The following is a 21,166-nucleotide window of genomic DNA, read 5'->3' on the forward strand; positions in this document are numbered from 1 at the left end:
TTAAAAGGCTCAAAATGACCGACAACCAAAAAAACTTTAGAGTATCACAAGCCCTATACCGTACCATTTTAACCAACTTAAACGTCATTTTGGTGATATTTTTGCTTGGGCTTATCGCTTGGCTCGTCTGGTATCTATCGCCACTTACCACCGACAACAATACCTACAACGCCAAAAACTACGAATCTGCCCTAACCGTTGTCGTGGATAACTTTGTCAAAGCCGAAACCGCCAACCAAATCGCCCAAACTCAATCAAACGCCCAAAATTTAGACAATAAACTGTTTAACACTTGCGATTTTGCCAAACAAAAAACCCAACAAAACTATACCAAAAAAATCAGCCAAATTAACGAGCAACTCACCACCTTATTTAAACAAAAACAACTGGCTAGCCATTACCAAATCAACACCACAGGGCTATGGCAACAAGCCTGCGAACAACAAATCAGCGAAAAATCATTCAACTTTGCCCTAACCACGCTAAACAATCGCCAAAAACTGCAACAATTACAATGGCTTGAGCAACTGCCAAACCGCAAAAATAGCACCGATACCAGTCTGGTACGCTTGCCAAATAACTGGTTGACCCAAACAAATCCTTGGTACGGTTTGTCAGGTTGTGTGTATCTCAAAACACCGAAAACCGCCACCAATCAAACAGGTTATCTGTACGTGGACAACAATGCGACCAGTGATGAAAATATTAATAATGGGCTAATGCAACTGTGCAATCACCCAGATTTAATCCCAAAAAATGCCAATATTGACAACGCCGATTTTGCCAACACCCAAAACCAAACCAAAAATCAAGCCAATCAAAACCAACTAGAACAACTGGTAAACGCCCAAACATGGCTCAAACTGCTACAAAAACGCCAAGCAACCAGTCCAGAACAACTCATTCAACCAACTATTCAAGGGCAAAATCAAGGTCAAAATCAAATTGCCTTACCGCAAAACCTTGCCATGATGTATAGCGGACTTGCCAACATTCATGCCAAATATTTTGACAAACAACTGATTGATGCTTATCAAAATTATCAACAAAATCATGACCAGCGTAACTGGTGGCAAAAACTGACCGCACCACCGATTAACGCCATTGAACTTGACGGTTCGGATATCAAAATCGGCTATAATATGTCGCTTACCTTTGACCCTGCTATTCAAGCTCAAGCACAAAACGTGGCGGACTGCTTTACCAATAGCCCCAACGCTAGTCTTGATTGCAACACTTTGCTGTCAAATAATCTGCAAATGGTCGCCAGTCAAATGTACGAAAATGCATTGGTTCGCAGTGTCGGCATTGCGGTGATTGATGTCAAAACCCAAGGCGTACTTGCGTTAGCCAGTAGCGACTCAAGCTGTTATCGCCTTGATAATGGCGACACCCGTATTAAAGCAAATAATTGTCCAACGCTTTGGCAAAAAGATTGGAGCAAACAAAATCTTAACAATCATGCCCTGTATCAAAGCGTTTACCCAGGCTCAATCGTCAAAACCGTGCAAGCATTGGGGCTAGTGCGAGCCAATCCACGTTTTAAAAATCAAGGCTCTGCCGAATTTCGTTATTTAAAACAAGTGATGGCAAGTTCATCAACCGAGCGAGTGGCGAATTTTTTATTTTGCCAAAATACCACCAGTCAAATGACGTTATCAAGGGATAAAAATGGCATTTGCCAAGGGATTCCCGCCTTTAAAAAAGCCAGTGATGATATGGGCTGGAGTGCTAACTGTCTAACGGACGAAACACAATGCGGTTTTAAAGATTTGTTATTTGGCAAAAATTATGACAGCGACCCCATGCTTCAAAGTCGCTATTTTTCTGGCGTGCTTTTGACCGATGGCAAAAACGACTACACCCCAAAACAGCTACAGTTTAGCAAAACCCAAGTCGCAAACTGTGTCAAAGCCAATGGCGGTCGCATGAGCGGGGCGTGTCGCCAAGGCGGTGATGAGCTAAATAGCGTGATGAACCAAGTATTTGGGGCGGGCAATGCCAAAACGTCCGTGCTAGGGGCGAGCGATATGTTTGCCAATCTGTTGATTGCTGACAATGGCGACAAACAGCGTCGTGGTGTGCATATCATTGATGATTTGTGGGGCGTGCATCAAATTCCACTACGCCCAAAAGCATGGCGTGGTGATGCGGTGGGGCAGACCGATGATTTGGGGCTGTTGCCTGTGCGGATTAGCCAGTCGGACGCAAGGGCGACTTTGAGCTTGTTATCAGGCACATTGCTTGCAGGCACTGGCTTAAGTGGTCACAACGGTACAGCTTACACAGCGTGTACACAAGCGATTGGCAGCTGTGCATGGACGGCTGGCAAGGTGGTCGGTAAGACAGGCACACCAGGCTTTAATTTTCCGATTGTCAAAAATGGCAACAGCGTTTATACGCCCAATGTTACGGTGAATATGGTGGCGAACGCTTGTAACCGTGTGGACGGCAAAATCAATGCCAATATTTGCCATACGCGTCCTTATAAGTGGTTTGTGTATGGATTAAAAGATAAAAATGGGCAATGGGATAAAGCGGTGGCGGTGTTGGTTGAGCGGAATTTTGCCAAAAATGGTTTGGTTGATGACCCAAAAGACGGCATTAATAGAGCGGTGCAAGCAGGAATGATTTTGGCAAAACAAATGTATGATTAATTTTACAAGCCTTGATTTAAAATCATACCAAAATAGATTATAATGACCCAACCATTCACAAAACACGATTTTAGAACCTGTATTCATAACGTTTTTGCAATGAAAAATGCGATAAATCGCCAGCTTTTCAAGGAAAAAACGCAGACTGATAGTCATTCTATCAGACAAGTTTTTGACGAAGAAAAGCAAGATTTAGCCATTTTTCATGCAAAAGCAAATAAATATTTAGTGAAAAACCTGTAAGATTTTATGGCGTAATGTTGTGAATACAGGTTCTTAACAAACGGAAAAAAACAATATGCAATCGCCAATTAACCTAAGCAGTTTGCCAAATAACCTATCAGACATTGAATTTGACGACAGTCTGGACGACTTTGACGAAGACAGTCATTTTGAACAAATAGACACAGATAACATCATCGTGCATGATAATATGCTAGACGCTGACGAACTGGTTCAACTCAACCACGAATTTGACGAAGCCATTCAATCACTCAAAACCATTCGTGATTTTATCCGTTTTTGTATCAGCAAATTGCGTGAGCATGACGTGGTGGTCGCCCAAGGCACAACAGACGTATTTGCCGAAGCAGGCGCGATTGTGTTACACACCTTGTCATTACAATGGTCGGCTGATGAGCAGATTTTGGATTGTCGTTTGACCGACAGCGAAAAAACCGAAGTTTTGACCCTCTTACAACGCCGTATCGTGGAGCGAAAACCGCTTAGTTATCTGATTAATTTGGCGTATTTTTGCGAATTGCCGTTTTATGTTGATGAGCGAGTGTTAATCCCACGTTCACCTATCAATGAACTGATTCGTCAGCAGTTTTATCCGTATTTTGAAAGCAATGATTTGGTTCAAAAATTGAGTGGTAGCAAAAAAGACCCACAATTTTTTGAACATGGTCTGGACGAAAAACAACTGGCACAACCTGAGCGAATCTTGGACTTGTGTACAGGTTCTGGCTGTATTGCCATTGCGTTGGCAAGCCGTTTTCCAGATGCCTTTGTTGATGCCAGCGATATTGACAAAAACGCCCTTGAAGTGGCAGGCGTGAACGCCAATCACCACGAAGATATCACCCATCAGTTAAACTTGATTGAGTCGGACTTGTTTGCCAAAATCCCTGCCGAAAATCAGTACGATTTAATCGTTACCAATCCGCCTTATGTGGATTCGGCAACGATGGCGGACTTGCCACCTGAGTTTTTGTACGAGCCTGACCATGCCTTGTCCGCAGGGCAGGACGGTTTGGATATCGTTCATCAAATCTTGTTCCACGCTCCAGATTATTTAACACGTGATGGTCTATTGGTGTGCGAAGTGGGCGATAGCGAATGGGCGTTACGCCAAGCCTATCCCGACATTCAGTTTGATTGGCTGATCTTTGCCAATGGTGGTAGTGGTGTGTTTGCGATGGACTTTGACGAATTGATGGAAAACCGTGAATATTTTCGCCATTATGTAGAAAAATTAAACAAACTTTGATTTTAAAAGGGCTTTACCATGAGTATTGATTTTAGTGCAAAACGTTTATCTTATGAACAAGGCGAACTTGATGAACAAGGCTTGCCCACCACGCCTTATCCGTTAATCCAAAATTGGGTAAACGAAGCCCTAGAAAAGTACCAAGGCGAAGCCTACGCCTTTTTTTTGGCGACTTGTGGTGATGACAATTTGCCATCGGTGCGAACGCTGTTGATGCGTGAAATTGTATCGCTTGACGATGACAATATCGGCTTGATTTTTTATAGTAACTATGACAGCCAAAAAGGGCAAGATTTGGACAATAATCCCAATGCTGAAGCCTTGTTTTTTTGGGCAAGTTTAGAGCGTCAAGTGCGTTTGACAGGCAAAGTGAGCAAAATTAGCCGTGAACAATCCGCCCAATATTTTCACTCTCGCCCAAAAGACAGCCAGCTAGCGGCATGGGTCAGCACGCCACAAAGTGGTGTAGTCGCCAGTCGTGATGTGATGAATGAGCGGTTTGAAAATTTGGCAAATCAATACCAAGATAGCGAAATTCCATTGCCAGATTTTTGGGGCGGTTATCAATTAACGGTTGAAAAAATTGAGTTTTGGCAAGGACGAGCCAACCGTATGCATGACCGCATTGTTTATCAAAAAAATGGCGACAATTGGCAAATTTTGCGTTATTTGCCTTAGCCTTTTTTTGCTTTTTGGGTGTTGTTTGAGCGACTTAAATTTTCGGATGTTCTACGTAATTTTAGGCTTAACAACACCGCAATGCCACGCAAAATTTCAATGCCAATGCGTGGATAATCGGTCAAAATCGTTTCAAAATCTTTTTTGGATAATTTTACCAAAGCCGTCAACTCGCTTGCCTTGACCGTTGCCGAGCGTGTCAACATGTCAATCAACGCCATCTCGCCAATGCTGTCGCCTTGTGAAATATTGCCAATTTGGGTCAGTCCGCTATCGTTGGCATTATTTTTTAAAATCGCCAAATTACCAAGTAACACAAACGCCAAATAATCGCCGTGTTCGCCTTCGTTAAACAAAATTTCATTGGGGACGAGTTCTTGAAATACCAAATGTTGCTCCAAAATTTGAAACATAAAAGGATCAAGATTGGCAAAAATTGGGCTGTTTTTTAGGTGGTCATATAATAAATTTGACATATCAATTGGCTTTTTAAATTTTTTTATAAAAATAGTTTAAGGATTTTTAACATCAAAACGCTGACTGGCAAACAAATTAATTTGATTACGAAAGCGATTTTGTTCATCATTATCAAAATTTGCTACGACAATTTTTGCGGTATCAGGATATTTTTCATCACTCAAATAGTTTAAAATACTGGCATTTGGCAAAAATGTGCTGGCAAAATGGCTTAAAGGCAAATTTTTGAATAAATCTGTTAAATCTTGTTGGCTATTTGGCGGTAAAAATTCATGAGAAATTGGCTCGCCAATGCTTTCACCAAAAGCATTTATCATGTGGCTATGTCCCCACGTTTCTCGTTGATTGACTCCTTTTGACGTGTTAATCAGATGTTCGCCACCTTGTGCCGAACCGACTACCAAGCATTGACTGTCCAACGCACGAGCGGTCAAAAGTGTTTGCCAATGGGCTTTGCCAGTGGTAAAGGTAAAGGCGGACGGAGCGGTCAAAATGTCGGCATTTAACTGGCGTAAACGTGTGGCAAGCAAGGGAAAACGCAAATCAAAACACACCATCAAACCGATATTGCCCATCGCTGTCTTGGCGACAACAGGCGTATCGCCCGCTTCAAAAGTCTGCCCTTCGTCATAATTGGCGGTTTTGTCATTGACGGTCGCTTTAAACAGATGAATTTTATCATAACGAGCCAACAAATTGCCATCAGGCTCAAACAACAGCGAGCTTTGGCGAAACTTATTATCCGCTACAGGCGTACCATCTGGGCGATACGGACAAGGTAGCGTGCCTGCGAGCAGATGAATTTGGTAATGATTGGCAAGTTTGCCACACCAATTTTTTAAATCCTCAAAATACTGACTAGCCAACCCTTGTTTGCCAAAACAAAACGCATTTTCGGGCAACACCACCAAATCAAGCGGTAAATTTTTGGCAGAAAAATGCTGTTTTGCGGTGATGATGGCGTGTTCAATTTGGATAATATTGTCCAAAATATTGGTCTGACTGTTCAGTTCAATATTAGCGATAGTTGGCATATCTGTCCTTATCATTGGTAAATTTGGCAAATATTTTACCACGTTTAACAAAAATATCCGCCAAAAATTGTCTTGTATCGTTTATTTTGCAGGTTTTATGCCAACAATGCAATCAAATCTATACCAATTTGTTAAAAATAGGTTAAAATATTGCCAAATAATGACGAAATAGTAATATAAGTTTTAAAAATGTTGTTAAAAAAATTAAATAATCTATGTGAAAAAATAGGAGCGTGCCAATGAAAATGGGATTAGGGGCAAAGCTGTCCACAGGCATGACCTTAACGCCACAAATGCAACAGGCAATCCGTTTGTTGCAGTTGTCAAGCCTTGAACTAGAGCAAGAAGTCCAACAAAAACTGGACGAAAATCCGCTTTTAGAACGGATTGAAGAAGACAATTTTGAACAGGCTGATTTTGATGACAATTTTTTTGACAATCATACAGACACACCAGAATACAGCAGTGAGAAAACCTTAGACGATTTTAACCAAGAAAATTTGCATGACTTTGATAAGGGATTTGATAAAGATTTTGACGACAATTTTGATAATGGCAGTTTTGATAATTTTGATAAACAAAATGATGACTGGCAATCCGATTGGCAAAATAGCCTAAGCAAATCTAGCGATAACTCACGCAATTTGGACGATGGTTATGACAAATATGGTGGGCTAGATGGTAGTTTCTCGGACAGTGATTTTTTGGACAATGATTTTCAAGATTTTGGTTCAGATGCGATAGACAGTAGCGAGCATTTTGCCAGTGATAATTTGGAAATGGTGGTGGATACGCAGTGGGACGAGATTTATACCAATGAGCCGACAGGTTTGTCAAAGGTGGATGATGATTTTGATGATGATTTTAAATTTAGCACGCAGGGCAATATCCAAGACCATGTACGTTGGCAGTTAAATTTTAAACATTTGTCCGATATTGAAATGATTATCGCCGAATATTTGATTGATAGTATGGACGATAAAGGTTTTATCCATCTCCCGACTGATGAGCTGTTTCATAGTTTGGATATGATGTTGTCCTTTTATCAAATTGATGAAGTGGAATTGGATTTGGACGATATTGAAGTGGTGATTAAGCAAATCCAAAGCTGTGAACCGCTTGGCGTAGGGGCGAGAAATCTGTCGGAATGTCTGTGTTTGCAGTTGCAACGCTTGCCAAAAGATACGCCTTATTTGGACAAAGCCAAACAATTATTACAATATTCTGACTTAATTATTAGTAATAATATTAAAGATTTATTAAAAAATACCGATTTAAAATTGGACGATATTCAGCCGTCTTTGGCATTGATTCGTACGCTTGACCCAAATCCTGCATTAAGCTATCAGCAGTCACAAAGCCATTTGGACTTTGCCCCAGACAGTTATGATGTGCCTGATGTGTTGGTCAGTCCGTTTAAAGATGGTTGGCAAGTTACCTTAAATCCTGATACCTTGCCAAAACTGCGTGTCAATAAAGAATACGCCAGTTTAATCAAACGCAATGATGACAGCAAACAAAATAATTATTTGCGAGAACATCTGTATGACGCACGATTATTTATTAGAAGTATTGAAGAAAGAAATCAAAATTTGTTAAAAGTGGCAAGTTGTATTATCAAACGCCAACAAGCCTTTTTGGAACAAGGCTCAATCGCCATGCAACCGATGATTTTAAAAGATGTGGCGGACGAAGTGGGCTTGCACGAATCCACCGTGTCGAGGATTACCACCAGTAAGACAATTTTAACGCCCAAAGGTTTGTTTAGTTTAAAATATTTCTTTTCCAGTCAAGTGTCAAACGAAGAGGGCGATGGCGTGTCATCAACGGCGATTAGTGCGATGATTAAGCAGATGATTGACAACGAAGACCCCAAAAAACCGCTATCAGACAGCACGATTATGGATAAGTTAAAACAAGATGGCATTGATATCGCAAGACGAACCGTAACAAAATACCGTGAAGCGATGAATATCGGCTCATCAACTCAGCGAAAACAACGGTTTTAACAAAAAAATCAACCTTGCCAATTACCCACACCATAAAACAGCACTTTTGCTTGTTCGGTGCAACGTTTCACATAGGCGGTTTTTTCATCGTTTTGTTCTGGCGTGAATTTTAGCCATTGATACACCCACGAAAAAAATAAATTCACGCCCATATCCGCAACTAATAAGCGAATATCTTCTGATAAACCTTTAAATGCAGGTTGTAAGCCCAAGTCATCGCTCAAACTTTTGACAAAAATACGAATTTGTGACTCTAAGGCTTGATACACCGCTTGATTGCCACCATAACGCTCAGACACGATAAAATGCCAATACAAAGGCGACTGACTAATTGACTCAAAAAATAACGCCACCGAGCCTGAAATCTGTCCATCATGGGTGCGAGTTTTACCCAGTTGTAAATGCTCACGCAACGTATGCAAAGCCGAGCCTAGTTCTTCATTGACAAGGCTTTGTCCCAAATCGTTCATGTCTTCAAAATGCCGATAAAAAGCTGTTGGCACAACGCCGACTTCACGAGCGACATGGCGTAAAGAAATCGCTGAATAAGCAAAACCTTGAAAAGATAAATCTAAAATGGCTTGGAAAAAAGCTTGTCGGGTTTGGCGTTTTTGTTCGTTTCTTGGGATACGGGTTTTGGTTGTCATGTTATCTTAAAATGGTTGTGTATTAACAGCGTGAAAAACCGATATTTTAAGGCGATTGATGATAAATTACAACCCAAAATCATGACTTTAGCGACAAGATAAGTACAAAATCATTAAAAAAAGTTATCAAATTGATAAAAAGGATTGATAAAAGCGATTAAATAACCCATTAAAATGACAAACGGTCTCGCAAAAAAATTATTGTTATAATTATGTAACATTTAGCAGTTATAATGTTAATAATCAGATAACTTTGTAAAGTTTTACCATAATAACACATTGTGTTTTGTTGTAGGAAAATCAAAATATATGGTTCAACCTACCATGAATAATAAAACCAGTCCAAATCATAACACTAAAGGAAACAATGCGATGTTAAACCCAAGCAATGCACCCTTAAATCATGATGATATCCGTCCTGTTACCAAGCCAACTGTAACCATGCACAGTTTTGTTTGGGTGTTGGTATTGATGATTGTGTTTAGTTTTTTGTTTGTGGCAGGTTCCAGTTTGTTGGGAACAATTTAACGATTAGTAAACTATTAGTAATCTTTTTTTGATAAAGCCTGATAGCGATTTGGCAAAAATTTTTGCTATAATGTGCCATTTCGTTAACTGATAAGTATGATTTGGCGACAGGACAACCGATTGACCCAATTGGCTTGGCAGAACCCAACAAAAATCCAAAATATCCGCAACGATATGCCAAGCTGATGGGCGGTTATCTGCCACAATCACCGACCAAAAGTGTTACGCCCAATAGCCTAGATGATACAGTGATTAACGAATTGACAGCGATGGAAGTGGGTTGGATAAAAGATTAATAAGATAAAAAATTGATAAAACCTAGCAGTTAATCCATCAATTGATAAACGCCTGCAAAAATTTGCCCCATTTTTTTATATTTGAAAGCGGTAAGATTATTGTTATACTCGCCCAAAATCTGTTGATGTTCTTGATTGGCTTCAATGTAAATTAAGCTATTTTTATCAATTAATTGATTGTCTAATAAAATTTTTAATAAATCTTGCCAAAGGTTTAACGCATAAGGTGGGTCTAAAAATACCACATCAAAGGTTTGTTTGGGTAAATTTGGCAAAATTTGTTCGGCACTACCACATTGACAGTTTAATTGACTATTAATATTTAATGTTTGTTTGGTAATAAGCAGTTGTTCAAATTGTTGGCGGTTTGGCTCTATCATGACCACTTCACTTGCCCCACGAGACAAACTTTCAAAGCCAAACGCACCGCTACCTGCACAGCAGTCCAGTACACGTGCATTTATCAAGTCATCATTGAGCCAGTTAAAAATGGTCTCTCGTACACGGTCAGGCGTGGGGCGTAATCCGTCAGCATCTACAAAGCCGATGTTACGTCTGCGGTATTGCCCTGCGATGATGCGGATTTGGCTGATGTTTTTGGGGCTTGATTTCTTTGTTTTGCTTTGTTTGTTTGCTTTCATGGGTTTTTGGTTGGGCGTTGTGGTTGCTTGTGTATTAGAAGCAATGCCAAGTTGTTTTATTGTTTGGCAAGTTCTTCAGTTTTTAGTTTTGCCTTTTGTTTTTCTTCATAAATTTTGGTAAGTTCTTCAATGCTAGGCGGTACAATCGGGTTTTTTTCACGTTGTAGTATCCAGTAATCTAAGACTTTACGAGCCAGTGGGGCAACATGGCTACCACCACGTCCATTTTCTACAATAATGGCAAGGGCGATTTGTGGATTGTCCGCAGGGGCAAAGGCAATAAACCAGCCGTGGTCACGGTGGCGTTCGCTTAGGGCGGCTTCGTTGTAGCGTTTGCCTTGGGCGATGGATTTGACTTGTGCTGTCCCTGTTTTACCTGCTAGGCGGTATTGACTGGTATAAACTTTTTTGGCTGTACCACTTTTGACGGTATCTTCCATCGCATTTTGCATTCTTAGCCAGTCTTGTTCTGTGCCTTTGAAGGGGATTTTACCGTCAGGTCGGTTTAACACTTGCACATTGACCGCACCTGTGGATTTTTTTAGGATATGTGGGGTCAAATGCTGTCCTTTGGCAGCGAGCATGGCGGTGGCATTGGCAACTTGTAACGGCGTTGCCAAAAAATACCCTTGTCCGATACTTGCTGAGATGGTTTCCCCCGGTAGCCATGCTTTTTTGTAGGTTTTCATTTTCCATTCGCTTGATGGGTAGACACCTGTTTTTTCACCAGGTAAGTCAATGCCTGTTTTTTTGCCAAAATTAAAACGTACCATCCAGTCATGTAAACGGTCAATCCCCATTTGATAAGACGTTTTATAATAATAAGTATCTACCGATTGGGTGATGGATTTGTGCAAATTCACCGTACCATGTCCAGATTTTTTCCAATCACGAAATTTGTGCGTATCGCCCGGAATGCTAAAATATCCGGGGTCAAAAATGGTGCTATTCCACGTCATCACACCAGCGTCAATCAGCCCAAGCCCTGCAAATGGTTTGATAGTAGAAGCAGGCGGATATTGCCCTTGCAAAGCTCGGTTGTACAGTGGCATATCAGGGTCTTCACGCAAGGCTTTGTAATCTTTACCACTGATACCAGAGATAAACGGATTGGGGTCAAAACTAGGATTGCTGACAAATGCCAACACCTCACCTGTGTTCGGGTCCATCGCCACAATCGCCCCACGCTTGCCTGCTAAGGCTTCGTGAGCGACTTTTTGCAAACCATAATCAAGACTTAAATACAAATCATTGCCAGCAATGGGTGGTTTGGTGTCTAATTTTTTGATAACATCGCCATAGGCATTCGTTTCAATGGATTGATAACCCGGTTTGCCAAGCAGTAATTCTTCGTACTGCTTTTCAATGCCCAATTTACCGATTAAATCCGTCCCTGCGTACAGTTTTTTGTCCAAGGTTTCGCTTTCTTTATCATTGATTCGTCCGACATAACCAATCACATGAGCGAATAACTCGGCGTGCGGATAACTACGAGTGAGTTTACTTTGGATACTCACGCCTGTCAAAAACGGTTTTCGCTCACTAAACTGGGCGACTTGTTGCTCGGTCAAGCCGATTTTGATGGTAACAGGTTCGTTTTTGCTCTTTTTTAGAGCTTTTAAACCTTGTTCCACTTCTTCTGGGGTTAATTGAAAAATAGGCGTTAATAATTCTAAAGTTTTAACAGGGTCTTCAATTTCGTCAGGACTGACAACGGCGGTAAAAACAGGGTGATTGTCCGCCAACAAATAACCATTGCGGTCATAAATATAACCACGGCTGGGCGGTGCAGAGATGAGTTTGATGCGATTATTGTCCGATTGGATGGCATATTTTTCATGACTATAAATTTGTAAATAGGCATAGCGAGTTACCAAACCTGCTAACCCAAATAAAATAAAAAAGCCAGCAAAAATCACTCGGTTTTTAAAAACCAAGTTTTCTTTTTGTTGGTTGTCTTCTTTTAATGCTTTCATCGTCAGTCAAAAATGCCTTTATGTTATGTAAATATTGCTAAACAGTTGTGAGAGTGTAACTAACTATTTTAACAAATCAACAACTGTTTATCAAAATCACTAGATGTGATTAAAATAATGATTTTTATAGAAAAAATTTTATTTGTTTTAAAAAATATTGGCTATTTTAACATATTTTTATCAGAAAAAAATTTCAATTTTTTAAGTTTTTTGGTAGGATAGCACATTAAATATAGATTTGAGATATTTTTCCCAAAAATATATAATTAGATAATTTTTGTTGGGTTTTTTGTTGTGCTTTTAATATTTTTTTATTGATAATAGGCGTTTTTATGTTGAGCCAAATTTGGCAAAATCTTGTCCATCACCCCCAATTTTTTGCAATGATGACCATTCCGTTTGTGACGGCGGTGGTGACGTGGGGTCATGTCTGGATGGCGTTAAAAATGCTGTTTTATCCCATCACTTTTTGGGGTATTCCCATCAAAAATTTTCCGTTTGGCGGTATTGGTTGGCAAGGCATTGTCCCACGCAAGGCAGGCAAGATTTCGGGTGTTATCGTAGACCAAGCCTTGTCAAAATTGGGTTCGGTTGATGAATTTTTGCAAGCCATGCACCCAGAAGAAGTGGCGGATTATATCAGCCAAACCATGAATGACAATTTGGAAAATCTGATTGATGAAATCATGAATGAGCGTTCGCAAGCCTTGTGGGCGAGCCTGCCGTATGCGGTGAAACGCCGAATTTACGCCTATGGACATGAACAGTTGCCTGATGTGATGAAACATCTTGTTATGGAATTGACCGAAAATGTGGAAAATTTGGTTGATATGCGAGAGATGATTATCAACCGAATGGAAGGCGATAGAGCCTTGATGGTGCGAATGTTTTTAAAAGTTGGACAAAAAGAAATCAACTTTATTTGGCATATCAGTGCGTTGATTGGGTTTTTATTTGGCATTATTCAGATGGCGATTTTTTGGTTTGTGCCACAGCATTGGACAGTGCCATTTTTTGCGTCTATTTGGGGATTTTTAACCAATTGGATTGCGATTTGGATGGTGTTTAATCCGATTGAACCGCATTATATCCGTATTCCAAAATTTTTTAGCCTAAGCAAAATTTTTCCTTTTATTCGTTTTGAAAAACCGCACATGGGCGTGTATAACTGGCAAGGCGGTTTTATGAAACGCCAAGAAGAAGTGTCCGAAGTGTTTGCCGAAATTGTCGTCAAAGACTTGGTAACGCTTAAAAACATCATGCAAGAAATGATGTACGGCAGTCGTGCCAGCCAAACTCGTGGTTTAATCAAAGTGCATATTCATCAAATTTTGGAATCGCAAGTGATTCAAACAACGCTAAAATATGGGCTTGGGCGTAAAGAATTTGGACAATTAAAACACACCATTATTGATAAATCCATTGAAGCAACCATGATTCCGATGAGCAATCCTGAATTAAACCAAAGCCGTGCGGACAAGATTTTTGGTATGTTTCGAGACCGTATTCGGGCGTTGACTCCTGCGGAGTTTCAAAATCTGTTGCGACCTGCATTTCGTGAAGATGAATTGACCTTGATTATTTTGGGTGGGGCGACAGGATTTTTGGCAGGTTGGTTACATTTGATTGCGGTTTTTTATTAGTTTTTTTATTTTAAATTTATTACATTTTAGCAAACGTTTCGCACACAGGCGACAGGAGCAAAAAAGTATGTTAATCACAGAGTTGGGCTATGTGGCTCTAGTGTCAGCCTTAGTGATTGCGATGTTGCAAGTCATTTTTCCGACTATTGGCGTGTTAAAAAATCAACCTGCTTGGCAAAAATTGGCAGGCAGTTTGGCAGTTTCCCAGTTTTTTGCGGTTGGTTTTTCGTTTTTGGCGTTGATGTATGGTTTTTATGCCAATGATTTTACCTTAAAATATGTCGCAGGTCAGTCAAATTCGCTGTTGCCTTGGTATTATCGTCTGTCGGCAACGTGGGGCGGACATGAGGGTTCGTTGTTGCTGTGGGTTGCGATTTTGGCAACGTGGGGTATGGCGGTTGCTTTATTTAGTAAAAGTTTGCCATTGGCAATGCGGGCTCGTGTGTTGGTGATTATTGCAGGTGTACAGCTTATGATGGTGGCGATGGTGATTTTTGTGTCATCGCCATTTGACCGCAGTTTGCCAAATATCCCTGTTGATGGTAAGGATTTAAATCCGTTATTACAAGACCCCGGTTTAATTTTTCACCCACCCATGCTGTATATGGGCTATGTTGGCTCGGTTGTGCCGTTTGCGTTTGCGATGGCGGCGTTGTGGGCGGGTCGTCTTGATGCGGTGTGGACTCGTTGGAGTCGTCCTTGGACGCTGGCTTCGTGGGCGTGTCTGACCGCAGGGATTTCCATTGGTTCTTGGTGGGCGTATAATGAGCTTGGCTGGGGCGGTTGGTGGTTTTGGGACCCTGTGGAAAATGCATCTTTAATGCCTTGGCTTGGTGGTACGGCGTTATTGCATTCGCTAATCGTTACCGAAAAGCGTGGGGTGTTCAAGGCTTGGACGATTATGCTTGCGATTTTTACCTTTGGTTTAAGTCTGTTGGGGACGTTTTTGGTGCGTTCTGGTGTGATTACCTCTGTTCATTCGTTTGCTGCTGACCCAACTCGTGGTTTGTTTATTTTGACGATTTTGGGCATTGTGGTGGGCTTTGGTTTGGCAATGTTTGCATGGCGTGGCTGGCGTTTGACCCAAGAAAGCCATTATCAGCTAAAATCTCGTGAAACTTTGTTTGTGATTAACAATGTGATTATTTTGGTTGCCACCATTGTGGTGGTGATTGGTACGTTGTATCCTATGCTTGCTGATGCTTTTAAACTGGGGCAAGTGTCTGTCGGTACACCGTATTTTAATGCTTTGTTTGTGCCTTTGACGTGGTTGTTATTGGTATTTTTGGCATTAGGGCCGATGAGCCGTTGGAAAAAAGACACACGCCCATTTTTGGGAGCATCGCTTGCGATTTTGGCAAGTAGTGCGGTGTTGGGTGCGATTATCAGTTACTTTTTGGCAAATTTTGTTAATTTTAACATTGCGGTTACGCTCTCGTTGTGTATTTGGGTGCTGATTTGGATTGGCATTGATATCAAAGACAAAACTCGCCATGCCAAAACCTTTGTACAAGGGCTAAAACGCCTAAATTTAAGCTATTGGGGTATGCACTTTGCACATATTGGCATTTTGTTAATGGCGATGGGAATTGCGATTACCACCAGTTTAAGCATTGAAAAAGACATCGCCATGACCGAAGGCGAAACGGTGAATGTACAAGGTTATGATTTTACGTTGGCGGATTTTAAAGCGGTGCATGGCTCAAATTTTGATGCGACCCAAGCCGTTGTCAATGTCAGCAAAAATGACAAAAAAATCACCACCTTATACCCTGAAAAACGCCATTATGTCGTGAGCCAAATGCCGATGACCGAAGCGTCCATTCATTACAATCCATTTCGTGATGTGTATATGGCGTTGGGCGAGCCGATTATTCAAGGCAAAGATACCGAATACACCACCAAAACATGGTCGGTGCGTATCTATGTCAAACCTGCTATCCGTTGGGTTTGGTGGGGTTCTGCGGTGATGATTTTTGGGGCATTGTTGGCAATGCTTGACAAACGTTATCGTAAAGTTTCACAACAAAGTCTGTTAAATGAAAATGTATTAAATCAAACAACATTGCTAAACAAGTAACAAAAGAGGTGTGATATGGTGTTAAAGAAAAAACAAATTTGGTTTATTGTTCCATTGATTGCATTTGCCGTGGTGGTGGTACTGTTTTATTCTCGTCTTGGCAAAGATACCACCGTTGTTACCAGTGCCATGTTAAATAAGCCTTTGCCAAACTTTAGTTTGCCATTATTAACCCAGCCTGACAAAATGATAACACCAGCCGATTTGCCAAAAAATCCTTATATTTTAAATATTTGGGGTTCTTGGTGTATCACGTGCAAAATTGAGCACCCATTTTTATTACAAATGAAAGACCAAGGCGTTACCATTGTCGGTGTCAATTACAAAGACGAAACGGCGGACGCACTGAACTACTTGAATGAACACAAAGACCCATTTTTGTTAAACGTGCAAGATAGCGGTAGTTATGGCATTGATTTGGGTTTGACAGGTGCACCTGAGAGCTTTGTCGTGGACAAAACAGGCGTGGTACGTCAGCATATCATTGGCGAAATTAATGAAGAACGTTTTAACAATCAAGTGCTACCTTGTATCACAGCTTTACAAAAAGACGTGTCTGAAAGCCAAATGATGAAGGCTTGTCAAAAATCATAACAAAAACAAATGTGAATGAGATTTTTAGATGAATTTTAAACAAAAGTTTGGTATAATCGCTTTGTCTTTGGCAATTAACAGTGTCGCTGTGGGGGCGATTGATGTGTATCATTTTGACAACCCACGCCAAGAGGCCCAATATCGTGCCTTGATTGAAGAATTTCGCTGTCCAAAATGCCAAAATCAAAACCTAGCAGGCTCGGACGCACCGATTGCCAAAGATTTAAAACAAAAAACCTATGAAATGGTGATGGACGGGCGTACCGATGGCGAAATCCGTGATTATATGTTTGAACGCTATGGCGATTTTATCAGTTATAAACCGCCCATGCGACCATCAACGTGGATTTTGTGGTTTTTTCCGCCGATTTTGTTGGTGGTGATTTTGTTTGCATGGTTTGTTAAAAATCGCAATCAAAACAAAAAGATACAGCACATTGACAATGAAACAAAACCACTTTCCCAAGCCGAACAACATCAGCTTGAACAATTGTTAAAATCTGACCCAAACGCCGACAAACAGTCACAAGGAAACTGATAAAACATTATGCCAACTTACATTTTATTTATTCTGTGTGCCATCATTTTGGCGTTGTGTTTGGCGGTGATTATCATGTTGCCGTGGTTTCGTTATCAAGCCGAAAGTCGCAATGACAATCAACTGTTGGCACTTAATATTGATGTGTTCAAACAGCGTTTGGCAGAGTTAGAAAACGATTTTAACGAGCAACAAATTGACCAAGCGACTTATGACAGCCAAAAATTAGCCCTAGAGCGACAATTATTAGACATTAACCAAAGCACAAGTGTTCATAGTTTTGTACCAAATTTTAAAAGCCGACTAATTTTTATTATTTGGATTCCGTTTTTGGTGGCGATGGCGTATTATATTATTGCCGACCGTTCCGAAACTTTTAAACTGTGGCAATCGCAAGACCACATTGGCAAAGTGGCGGACGATTTATTAACAGGCAAAATCAGCACGCCACCTGAGTCCGCTGCCAAAGATGCGATTGGGCTTATCAACACCATGCAAACCAACGTCCACCACAATGCGACCGACCCTATGCGATGGTTTAGAATGTCAGAAATTTATATGGCATTAGAAGCCCCAGAGCAAGCGTTAGAAGCGTTGGCTCGTGCTTATCGTCTAAATCCTGATGATGAAAAAATTGCGATTACTTATGCACAGACCAGTTTTTTTGCACAAGGCGGTGTGTTAAGTCAAAACATTCGTCAAGTATTACAAAAAGTGTTAGCCAACAATCCAACGCACCAAGGGGCTCAAATGCTGATGGTGATGGGTGAAATGAAAGATGGCAACTATGCCGAAGCCAGAAAATGGCTCAATATAGTGAAACAAGCAATTTTGGCAAAAAATGGCGATCATTCTGAAGCAGTCAAAAGTTTGGCAGATTTGGAAAAAAATATCAACGAGCGTGAAGCCCAAAGCAAACAAGCCATTATCGTACAAGTAAACATCACGCCAACGATTTTGGGTCGTGTCAAAAAAGGCGATACTTTGTTTGTAAACATTCGTCCAATCGCAGGCGGTGTCCCTGTTGTCGCCAAAAAAATCTCGGCAGATGACTTGCATAAAGAGGGCTTAAGCCTAAAAATTAGCGATATTGACAGCATTATGCCAACGGCATTATTAAGCCAAGCCATTGTTTCTGGGCAACAGTTGGGTATTACGGCACGTGTTAGCACGTCAGGCGATGCTATGCCACAGTCGGGCGATTTGACAAGCAATCCTGTACCGCTTGATGTCAAAGCCAACAGTGCGACTGTTTTGATTGATAAAGTTGTGCCATAATTTTATGCGATAACTATAGCATTTTTATGTGATGATAAAATAAAACTTGGCATAAAACTAAGCAGTTACGAAAAAAACTTGCTATTTTATCGGATAAAGCGTATTGTTAGACAGTCATTTATTTTTAAATTTTTTTAGTAGGAGTAAAATATGAAACGTATCATTTTATTAGGACCACCGGGGGCAGGTAAAGGCACGCAAGCACAAGTCATTACCAAAGAATTTGGTATTCCACAGATTTCTACAGGTGATATGCTACGCTCTGCCATCAAAGCAGGCACAGAGCTTGGTAAACAAGCCAAAAGCGTCATGGATGCTGGTGGACTGGTATCAGATGATTTAATCATTAACCTTGTTAAAGAACGTATCAGCCAGCCAGACTGTGCCAACGGCTGTATTTTTGATGGCTTTCCACGCACCATTCCACAAGCACAAGCCTTGGCTGATGCAGGTGTGCATATTGACAATGTGATTGAAATTGACGTGCCAGATGAGCAAATCGTTCAACGTTTGTCAGGTCGTAGAGTTCATCAGGCGTCTGGTCGTACTTATCATACCGTTTATAATCCGCCAAAAGTTGCCGATGTAGACGATGAAACAGGCGAAGCATTGATTCAACGTGATGATGACAAAGAAGAAGTGATTCTTGACCGTTTGGCGACTTATCACAAATTGACCGCAACTTTGATTGGTTTTTATCAAGATTTGGCAAAAACAGGTGAAAATGCCCCACGCTATGCCAAATTTGACGGTACGCAAGATATTGCCAAAGTTAGCGAACAAATTTTGACAGAATTAAAAGCCTAATCTATTTGTCAAATTATCATCAAATTAAACAGACAAAAAAACAAACCACCTTTTTGGTGGTTTATTTTTGCACAGCTATAAAGAATTAAAACTGTGAAAAAAACGTTCTAGCAGTTGCCATACAGTAGGGTGCAGCAGTGTTATGATATTTTGACATCACTGCATAAGTAGCCGCACTTTGCGCAGTGGTTTGTTTTTGTGCGTCAGTTAGATTTGGTACACTTGCCAGTTGAGCCATTGCACTTGCTGCTGCATTTTGACCGATTAATTTAATATTTTGGGTGAAGGCTTGTTGCATTTTTTCGGCTTCGGCTTTGACTGCATTATCAGCCACTGTTGCCAAACCTTGAGTTTTATAAACATCACGGTTACGAGTGGCTTGATTAGACACATCTAAATCCACCATACCAAATTTGTAACCGCCAGTTTTGCCATACAGATTTGACCATAGACCATGCGTCAAAGTGGTGTTCACATCAAAAAATACCATTGGGTCTTGATTACCACCGCACAGGATAACAGGGGCTTTTGGCACATAATCACGCAAATCATTGGCTTTTAACGCTTGACGTAACGTATTTTCAGGATTGCTTGCCACCACAGGAATCACACTGGTATTGCCTTTAAAATAAGGAATTGACCAATCAGGATTTTTTTGCATATCTGCCAAATAACTGGCACGATAAGTGGTATTTAATAAATAATTGGCATTGTCAAAGCCAAACGCAAATTTTGGGTCGGCAGGCGATACCGCATCAATGGTTGTGATACCTGTATTATTTTGGAATAACGCACTGGTCGGCAGTTTGCCTGTGATATCCGCTTTGGCAGGTAGCAAACTCATCATTGTACTGGCATATTGAGGTGCAAATAGCTCATTGGCGTTGATATTGCCAAATTGCTCTTGGAAACTGCGAGCCATCAATGGGGCAAAATAAGTACCGCCCACCATCACATTACCACCAAATACCACATCACCAAACGCACCCATCGCATAAGGGCCGGACATTGGCATTAAAGCGGTAACAGCCTCATGAATTTTTTCAAAATATTTGGCAGTTGCCAAAGCGACATGACCGCCTTGCGAATAGCCTGTTAAAAATAGCTTACCGTTGTCTTTGACACCCAAATTGGCGACTTTATTTAGCACTTCACGCCCAGCTTTTAGGGCATCGCCCATTTCATGCGATTGTTGTTCGGCATTTAAATAAGGGTGATAATCTAATTTTGACTTATCATAACCCGCATAGTTGGGTGCAATCACAATATAGCCTTGTCCTGCAAAAATATTTGCCATAGACGTAGCACGCAAACCTGCTTCGTTGCCTGGATTGCCGACTTCCGCAAAGTTAAAATTCTGTTGAACTGCTGTGCCGTGTGCGTGTAGCACCACAGGGCGGTTGCCTTTACAGCTTGGGTCATTACCAGTCGGCACAAATACCGCACCTGTCGCATCGGTTGGTTTGCCTTTGGCATCAAGCGTATCATAGTGCATATACTGCACACTCACGCCACATTTTGGGTCGCCAATAGCATTGGCAGTCGCTGGCTCAATTGACAACGTGGCTTGTTTGATTTGTTCAGGCGTTAGGGTTTTAAAAGTGCTTGGCTCAGCCAATAATTTGCCAGTCGCCAAAGATTTTACGCCACTGGTATTTGGTATTGATGTGTTATTTGATGTTGTTGAACCGTTATCACTGCCACCGCAAGCGGTTAAAATTAGACTGGTTGTTACTGCTAATGACAATGTGCGAAGATGAAAGTTTGCCATAATCATATCCTTTGATAGTG

The 21,166-nt window shown here is 41.0% G+C and carries 19 protein-coding genes; 13 read left to right on the top strand and 6 right to left on the bottom strand.

The genetic code is table 11. The features are described 5' to 3' along the window. Nucleotides 1-14: 14 nt before the first annotated feature. The 4 genes from ACGTJS_RS09665 (at nt 15) to pdxH (ending at nt 4,827) form a co-directional block, all read left to right on the top strand. Nucleotides 15-2,657: a hypothetical protein gene (locus tag ACGTJS_RS09665; protein ID WP_410471907.1), complete on the top strand. Its 2,643-nt coding sequence runs from the start codon at nt 15-17 to the stop codon at nt 2,655-2,657. A gap of 42 nt (nt 2,658-2,699) precedes the next feature. Continuing rightward, nucleotides 2,700-2,900 carry a hypothetical protein gene (locus tag ACGTJS_RS09670; protein WP_410471908.1) on the top strand — a complete coding sequence of 67 codons (201 nt, stop codon included), beginning with the start codon at nt 2,700-2,702 and terminating at the stop codon, nt 2,898-2,900. A 190-nt stretch (nt 2,901-3,090) separates the two neighbouring features. After that, on the top strand, nt 3,091-4,149 hold the full coding sequence (locus ACGTJS_RS09675; protein WP_410473255.1) for a HemK family protein methyltransferase: 1,059 nt from the start codon (nt 3,091-3,093) through the stop codon (nt 4,147-4,149). An 18-nt stretch (nt 4,150-4,167) separates the two neighbouring features. Further along, complete coding sequence (pdxH, locus tag ACGTJS_RS09680) at nt 4,168-4,827, top strand: pyridoxamine 5'-phosphate oxidase (RefSeq protein WP_410471909.1); 660 nt, start codon at nt 4,168-4,170, stop codon at nt 4,825-4,827. On the opposite strand, the gene ACGTJS_RS09685 is transcribed toward pdxH, so the two are convergent. Together ACGTJS_RS09685 and ACGTJS_RS09690 are read right to left on the bottom strand one after the other, a co-directional pair. Further along, a complete protein-coding gene (locus tag ACGTJS_RS09685; RefSeq protein ID WP_410471910.1) occupies nt 4,824-5,303 on the bottom strand; it encodes a cyclic nucleotide-binding domain-containing protein in 480 nt (159 codons plus the stop codon). The genes pdxH and ACGTJS_RS09685 overlap by 4 nt on opposite strands. 36 nt (nt 5,304-5,339) lie before the next feature. Then, nucleotides 5,340-6,338: a nitrilase-related carbon-nitrogen hydrolase gene (locus tag ACGTJS_RS09690; protein WP_410471911.1), complete on the bottom strand. Its 999-nt coding sequence runs from the start codon at nt 6,336-6,338 to the stop codon at nt 5,340-5,342. Nucleotides 6,339-6,577: 239 nt separating this feature from the next. Between ACGTJS_RS09690 and rpoN the strand changes: the two genes are divergently transcribed. Continuing rightward, complete coding sequence (gene rpoN / locus ACGTJS_RS09695) at nt 6,578-8,347, top strand: RNA polymerase factor sigma-54 (RefSeq protein ID WP_410471912.1); 1,770 nt, start codon at nt 6,578-6,580, stop codon at nt 8,345-8,347. Nucleotides 8,348-8,355: 8 nt separating this feature from the next. Here the strand turns inward: rpoN and ACGTJS_RS09700 are convergent, their stop codons facing one another. Further along, nucleotides 8,356-8,994: a TetR family transcriptional regulator gene (locus ACGTJS_RS09700; protein WP_315040977.1), complete on the bottom strand. Its 639-nt coding sequence runs from the start codon at nt 8,992-8,994 to the stop codon at nt 8,356-8,358. 309 nt (nt 8,995-9,303) lie between these two features. On the opposite strand from ACGTJS_RS09700, the gene ACGTJS_RS09705 reads away from it, so the two are divergent. Further along, nucleotides 9,304-9,522, top strand: coding sequence for a hypothetical protein (locus ACGTJS_RS09705; RefSeq protein ID WP_315040975.1), 219 nt, complete (start codon nt 9,304-9,306; stop codon nt 9,520-9,522). A gap of 101 nt (nt 9,523-9,623) precedes the next feature. Then, on the top strand, nt 9,624-9,818 hold the full coding sequence (locus ACGTJS_RS09710) for a hypothetical protein (protein ID WP_315040973.1): 195 nt from the start codon (nt 9,624-9,626) through the stop codon (nt 9,816-9,818). Between the two features lie 29 nt (nt 9,819-9,847). On the opposite strand, the gene rsmD is transcribed toward ACGTJS_RS09710, so the two are convergent. Continuing rightward, nucleotides 9,848-10,459: a 16S rRNA (guanine(966)-N(2))-methyltransferase RsmD gene (rsmD, locus tag ACGTJS_RS09715; RefSeq protein ID WP_410471913.1), complete on the bottom strand. Its 612-nt coding sequence runs from the start codon at nt 10,457-10,459 to the stop codon at nt 9,848-9,850. Nucleotides 10,460-10,515: 56 nt separating this feature from the next. Further along, complete coding sequence (mrdA, locus tag ACGTJS_RS09720; RefSeq protein ID WP_410471914.1) at nt 10,516-12,435, bottom strand: penicillin-binding protein 2; 1,920 nt, start codon at nt 12,433-12,435, stop codon at nt 10,516-10,518. Nucleotides 12,436-12,767: 332 nt separating this feature from the next. On the opposite strand from mrdA, the gene ACGTJS_RS09725 reads away from it, so the two are divergent. The 6 genes from ACGTJS_RS09725 to adk all read left to right on the top strand — a co-directional run bounded on the left by ACGTJS_RS09725 (nt 12,768) and on the right by adk (nt 19,375). Then, nucleotides 12,768-14,078 carry a hypothetical protein gene (locus tag ACGTJS_RS09725; RefSeq protein ID WP_315040967.1) on the top strand — a complete coding sequence of 437 codons (1,311 nt, stop codon included), beginning with the start codon at nt 12,768-12,770 and terminating at the stop codon, nt 14,076-14,078. A gap of 67 nt (nt 14,079-14,145) precedes the next feature. Beyond that, nucleotides 14,146-16,158, top strand: coding sequence for a heme lyase CcmF/NrfE family subunit (locus tag ACGTJS_RS09730; protein WP_410471915.1), 2,013 nt, complete (start codon nt 14,146-14,148; stop codon nt 16,156-16,158). Nucleotides 16,159-16,173: 15 nt separating this feature from the next. Next, entirely contained in the window at nt 16,174-16,752 is a 579-nt protein-coding gene (locus ACGTJS_RS09735; RefSeq protein ID WP_410471916.1) for a DsbE family thiol:disulfide interchange protein, read from the top strand. Nucleotides 16,753-16,780: 28 nt separating this feature from the next. Beyond that, on the top strand, nt 16,781-17,290 hold the full coding sequence (locus tag ACGTJS_RS09740; RefSeq protein WP_315040961.1) for a cytochrome c-type biogenesis protein: 510 nt from the start codon (nt 16,781-16,783) through the stop codon (nt 17,288-17,290). Nucleotides 17,291-17,299: 9 nt separating this feature from the next. Continuing rightward, on the top strand, nt 17,300-18,568 hold the full coding sequence (gene ccmI / locus ACGTJS_RS09745; protein WP_410471917.1) for a c-type cytochrome biogenesis protein CcmI: 1,269 nt from the start codon (nt 17,300-17,302) through the stop codon (nt 18,566-18,568). 150 nt (nt 18,569-18,718) lie between these two features. Beyond that, complete coding sequence (gene adk / locus ACGTJS_RS09750) at nt 18,719-19,375, top strand: adenylate kinase (protein WP_315040958.1); 657 nt, start codon at nt 18,719-18,721, stop codon at nt 19,373-19,375. A gap of 85 nt (nt 19,376-19,460) precedes the next feature. Here the strand turns inward: adk and ACGTJS_RS09755 are convergent, their stop codons facing one another. After that, on the bottom strand, nt 19,461-21,146 hold the full coding sequence (locus tag ACGTJS_RS09755; protein WP_410471918.1) for an alpha/beta hydrolase family protein: 1,686 nt from the start codon (nt 21,144-21,146) through the stop codon (nt 19,461-19,463). Nucleotides 21,147-21,166 lie beyond the last annotated feature (20 nt).

This window comes from Faucicola mancuniensis (assembly GCF_046523945.1).
Taxonomy (GTDB): domain Bacteria; phylum Pseudomonadota; class Gammaproteobacteria; order Pseudomonadales; family Moraxellaceae; genus Faucicola; species Faucicola mancuniensis.

Bases quoted from the DNA above. Each gene is read 5' to 3' on its own strand.
- mrdA (WP_410471914.1), bottom strand. From the start codon at position 12,435: ATGAAAGCATTAAAAGAAGACAACCAACAAAAAGAAAACTTGGTTTTT.
- ACGTJS_RS09740 (WP_315040961.1), top strand. From the start codon at position 16,781: ATGAATTTTAAACAAAAGTTTGGTATAATCGCTTTGTCTTTGGCAATT.
- ACGTJS_RS09725 (WP_315040967.1), top strand. From the start codon at position 12,768: ATGTTGAGCCAAATTTGGCAAAATCTTGTCCATCACCCCCAATTTTTT.
- rsmD (WP_410471913.1), bottom strand. From the start codon at position 10,459: ATGAAAGCAAACAAACAAAGCAAAACAAAGAAATCAAGCCCCAAAAAC.
- ACGTJS_RS09675 (WP_410473255.1), top strand. From the start codon at position 3,091: ATGCTAGACGCTGACGAACTGGTTCAACTCAACCACGAATTTGACGAA.
- ACGTJS_RS09730 (WP_410471915.1), top strand. From the start codon at position 14,146: ATGTTAATCACAGAGTTGGGCTATGTGGCTCTAGTGTCAGCCTTAGTG.
- ACGTJS_RS09735 (WP_410471916.1), top strand. From the start codon at position 16,174: ATGGTGTTAAAGAAAAAACAAATTTGGTTTATTGTTCCATTGATTGCA.
- pdxH (WP_410471909.1), top strand. From the start codon at position 4,168: ATGAGTATTGATTTTAGTGCAAAACGTTTATCTTATGAACAAGGCGAA.
- ACGTJS_RS09690 (WP_410471911.1), bottom strand. From the start codon at position 6,338: ATGCCAACTATCGCTAATATTGAACTGAACAGTCAGACCAATATTTTG.
- ACGTJS_RS09665 (WP_410471907.1), top strand. From the start codon at position 15: ATGACCGACAACCAAAAAAACTTTAGAGTATCACAAGCCCTATACCGT.
- ACGTJS_RS09705 (WP_315040975.1), top strand. From the start codon at position 9,304: ATGGTTCAACCTACCATGAATAATAAAACCAGTCCAAATCATAACACT.
- ACGTJS_RS09685 (WP_410471910.1), bottom strand. From the start codon at position 5,303: ATGTCAAATTTATTATATGACCACCTAAAAAACAGCCCAATTTTTGCC.
- adk (WP_315040958.1), top strand. From the start codon at position 18,719: ATGAAACGTATCATTTTATTAGGACCACCGGGGGCAGGTAAAGGCACG.
- ccmI (WP_410471917.1), top strand. From the start codon at position 17,300: ATGCCAACTTACATTTTATTTATTCTGTGTGCCATCATTTTGGCGTTG.
- ACGTJS_RS09755 (WP_410471918.1), bottom strand. From the start codon at position 21,146: ATGGCAAACTTTCATCTTCGCACATTGTCATTAGCAGTAACAACCAGT.
- ACGTJS_RS09670 (WP_410471908.1), top strand. From the start codon at position 2,700: ATGACCCAACCATTCACAAAACACGATTTTAGAACCTGTATTCATAAC.
- rpoN (WP_410471912.1), top strand. From the start codon at position 6,578: ATGAAAATGGGATTAGGGGCAAAGCTGTCCACAGGCATGACCTTAACG.
- ACGTJS_RS09700 (WP_315040977.1), bottom strand. From the start codon at position 8,994: ATGACAACCAAAACCCGTATCCCAAGAAACGAACAAAAACGCCAAACC.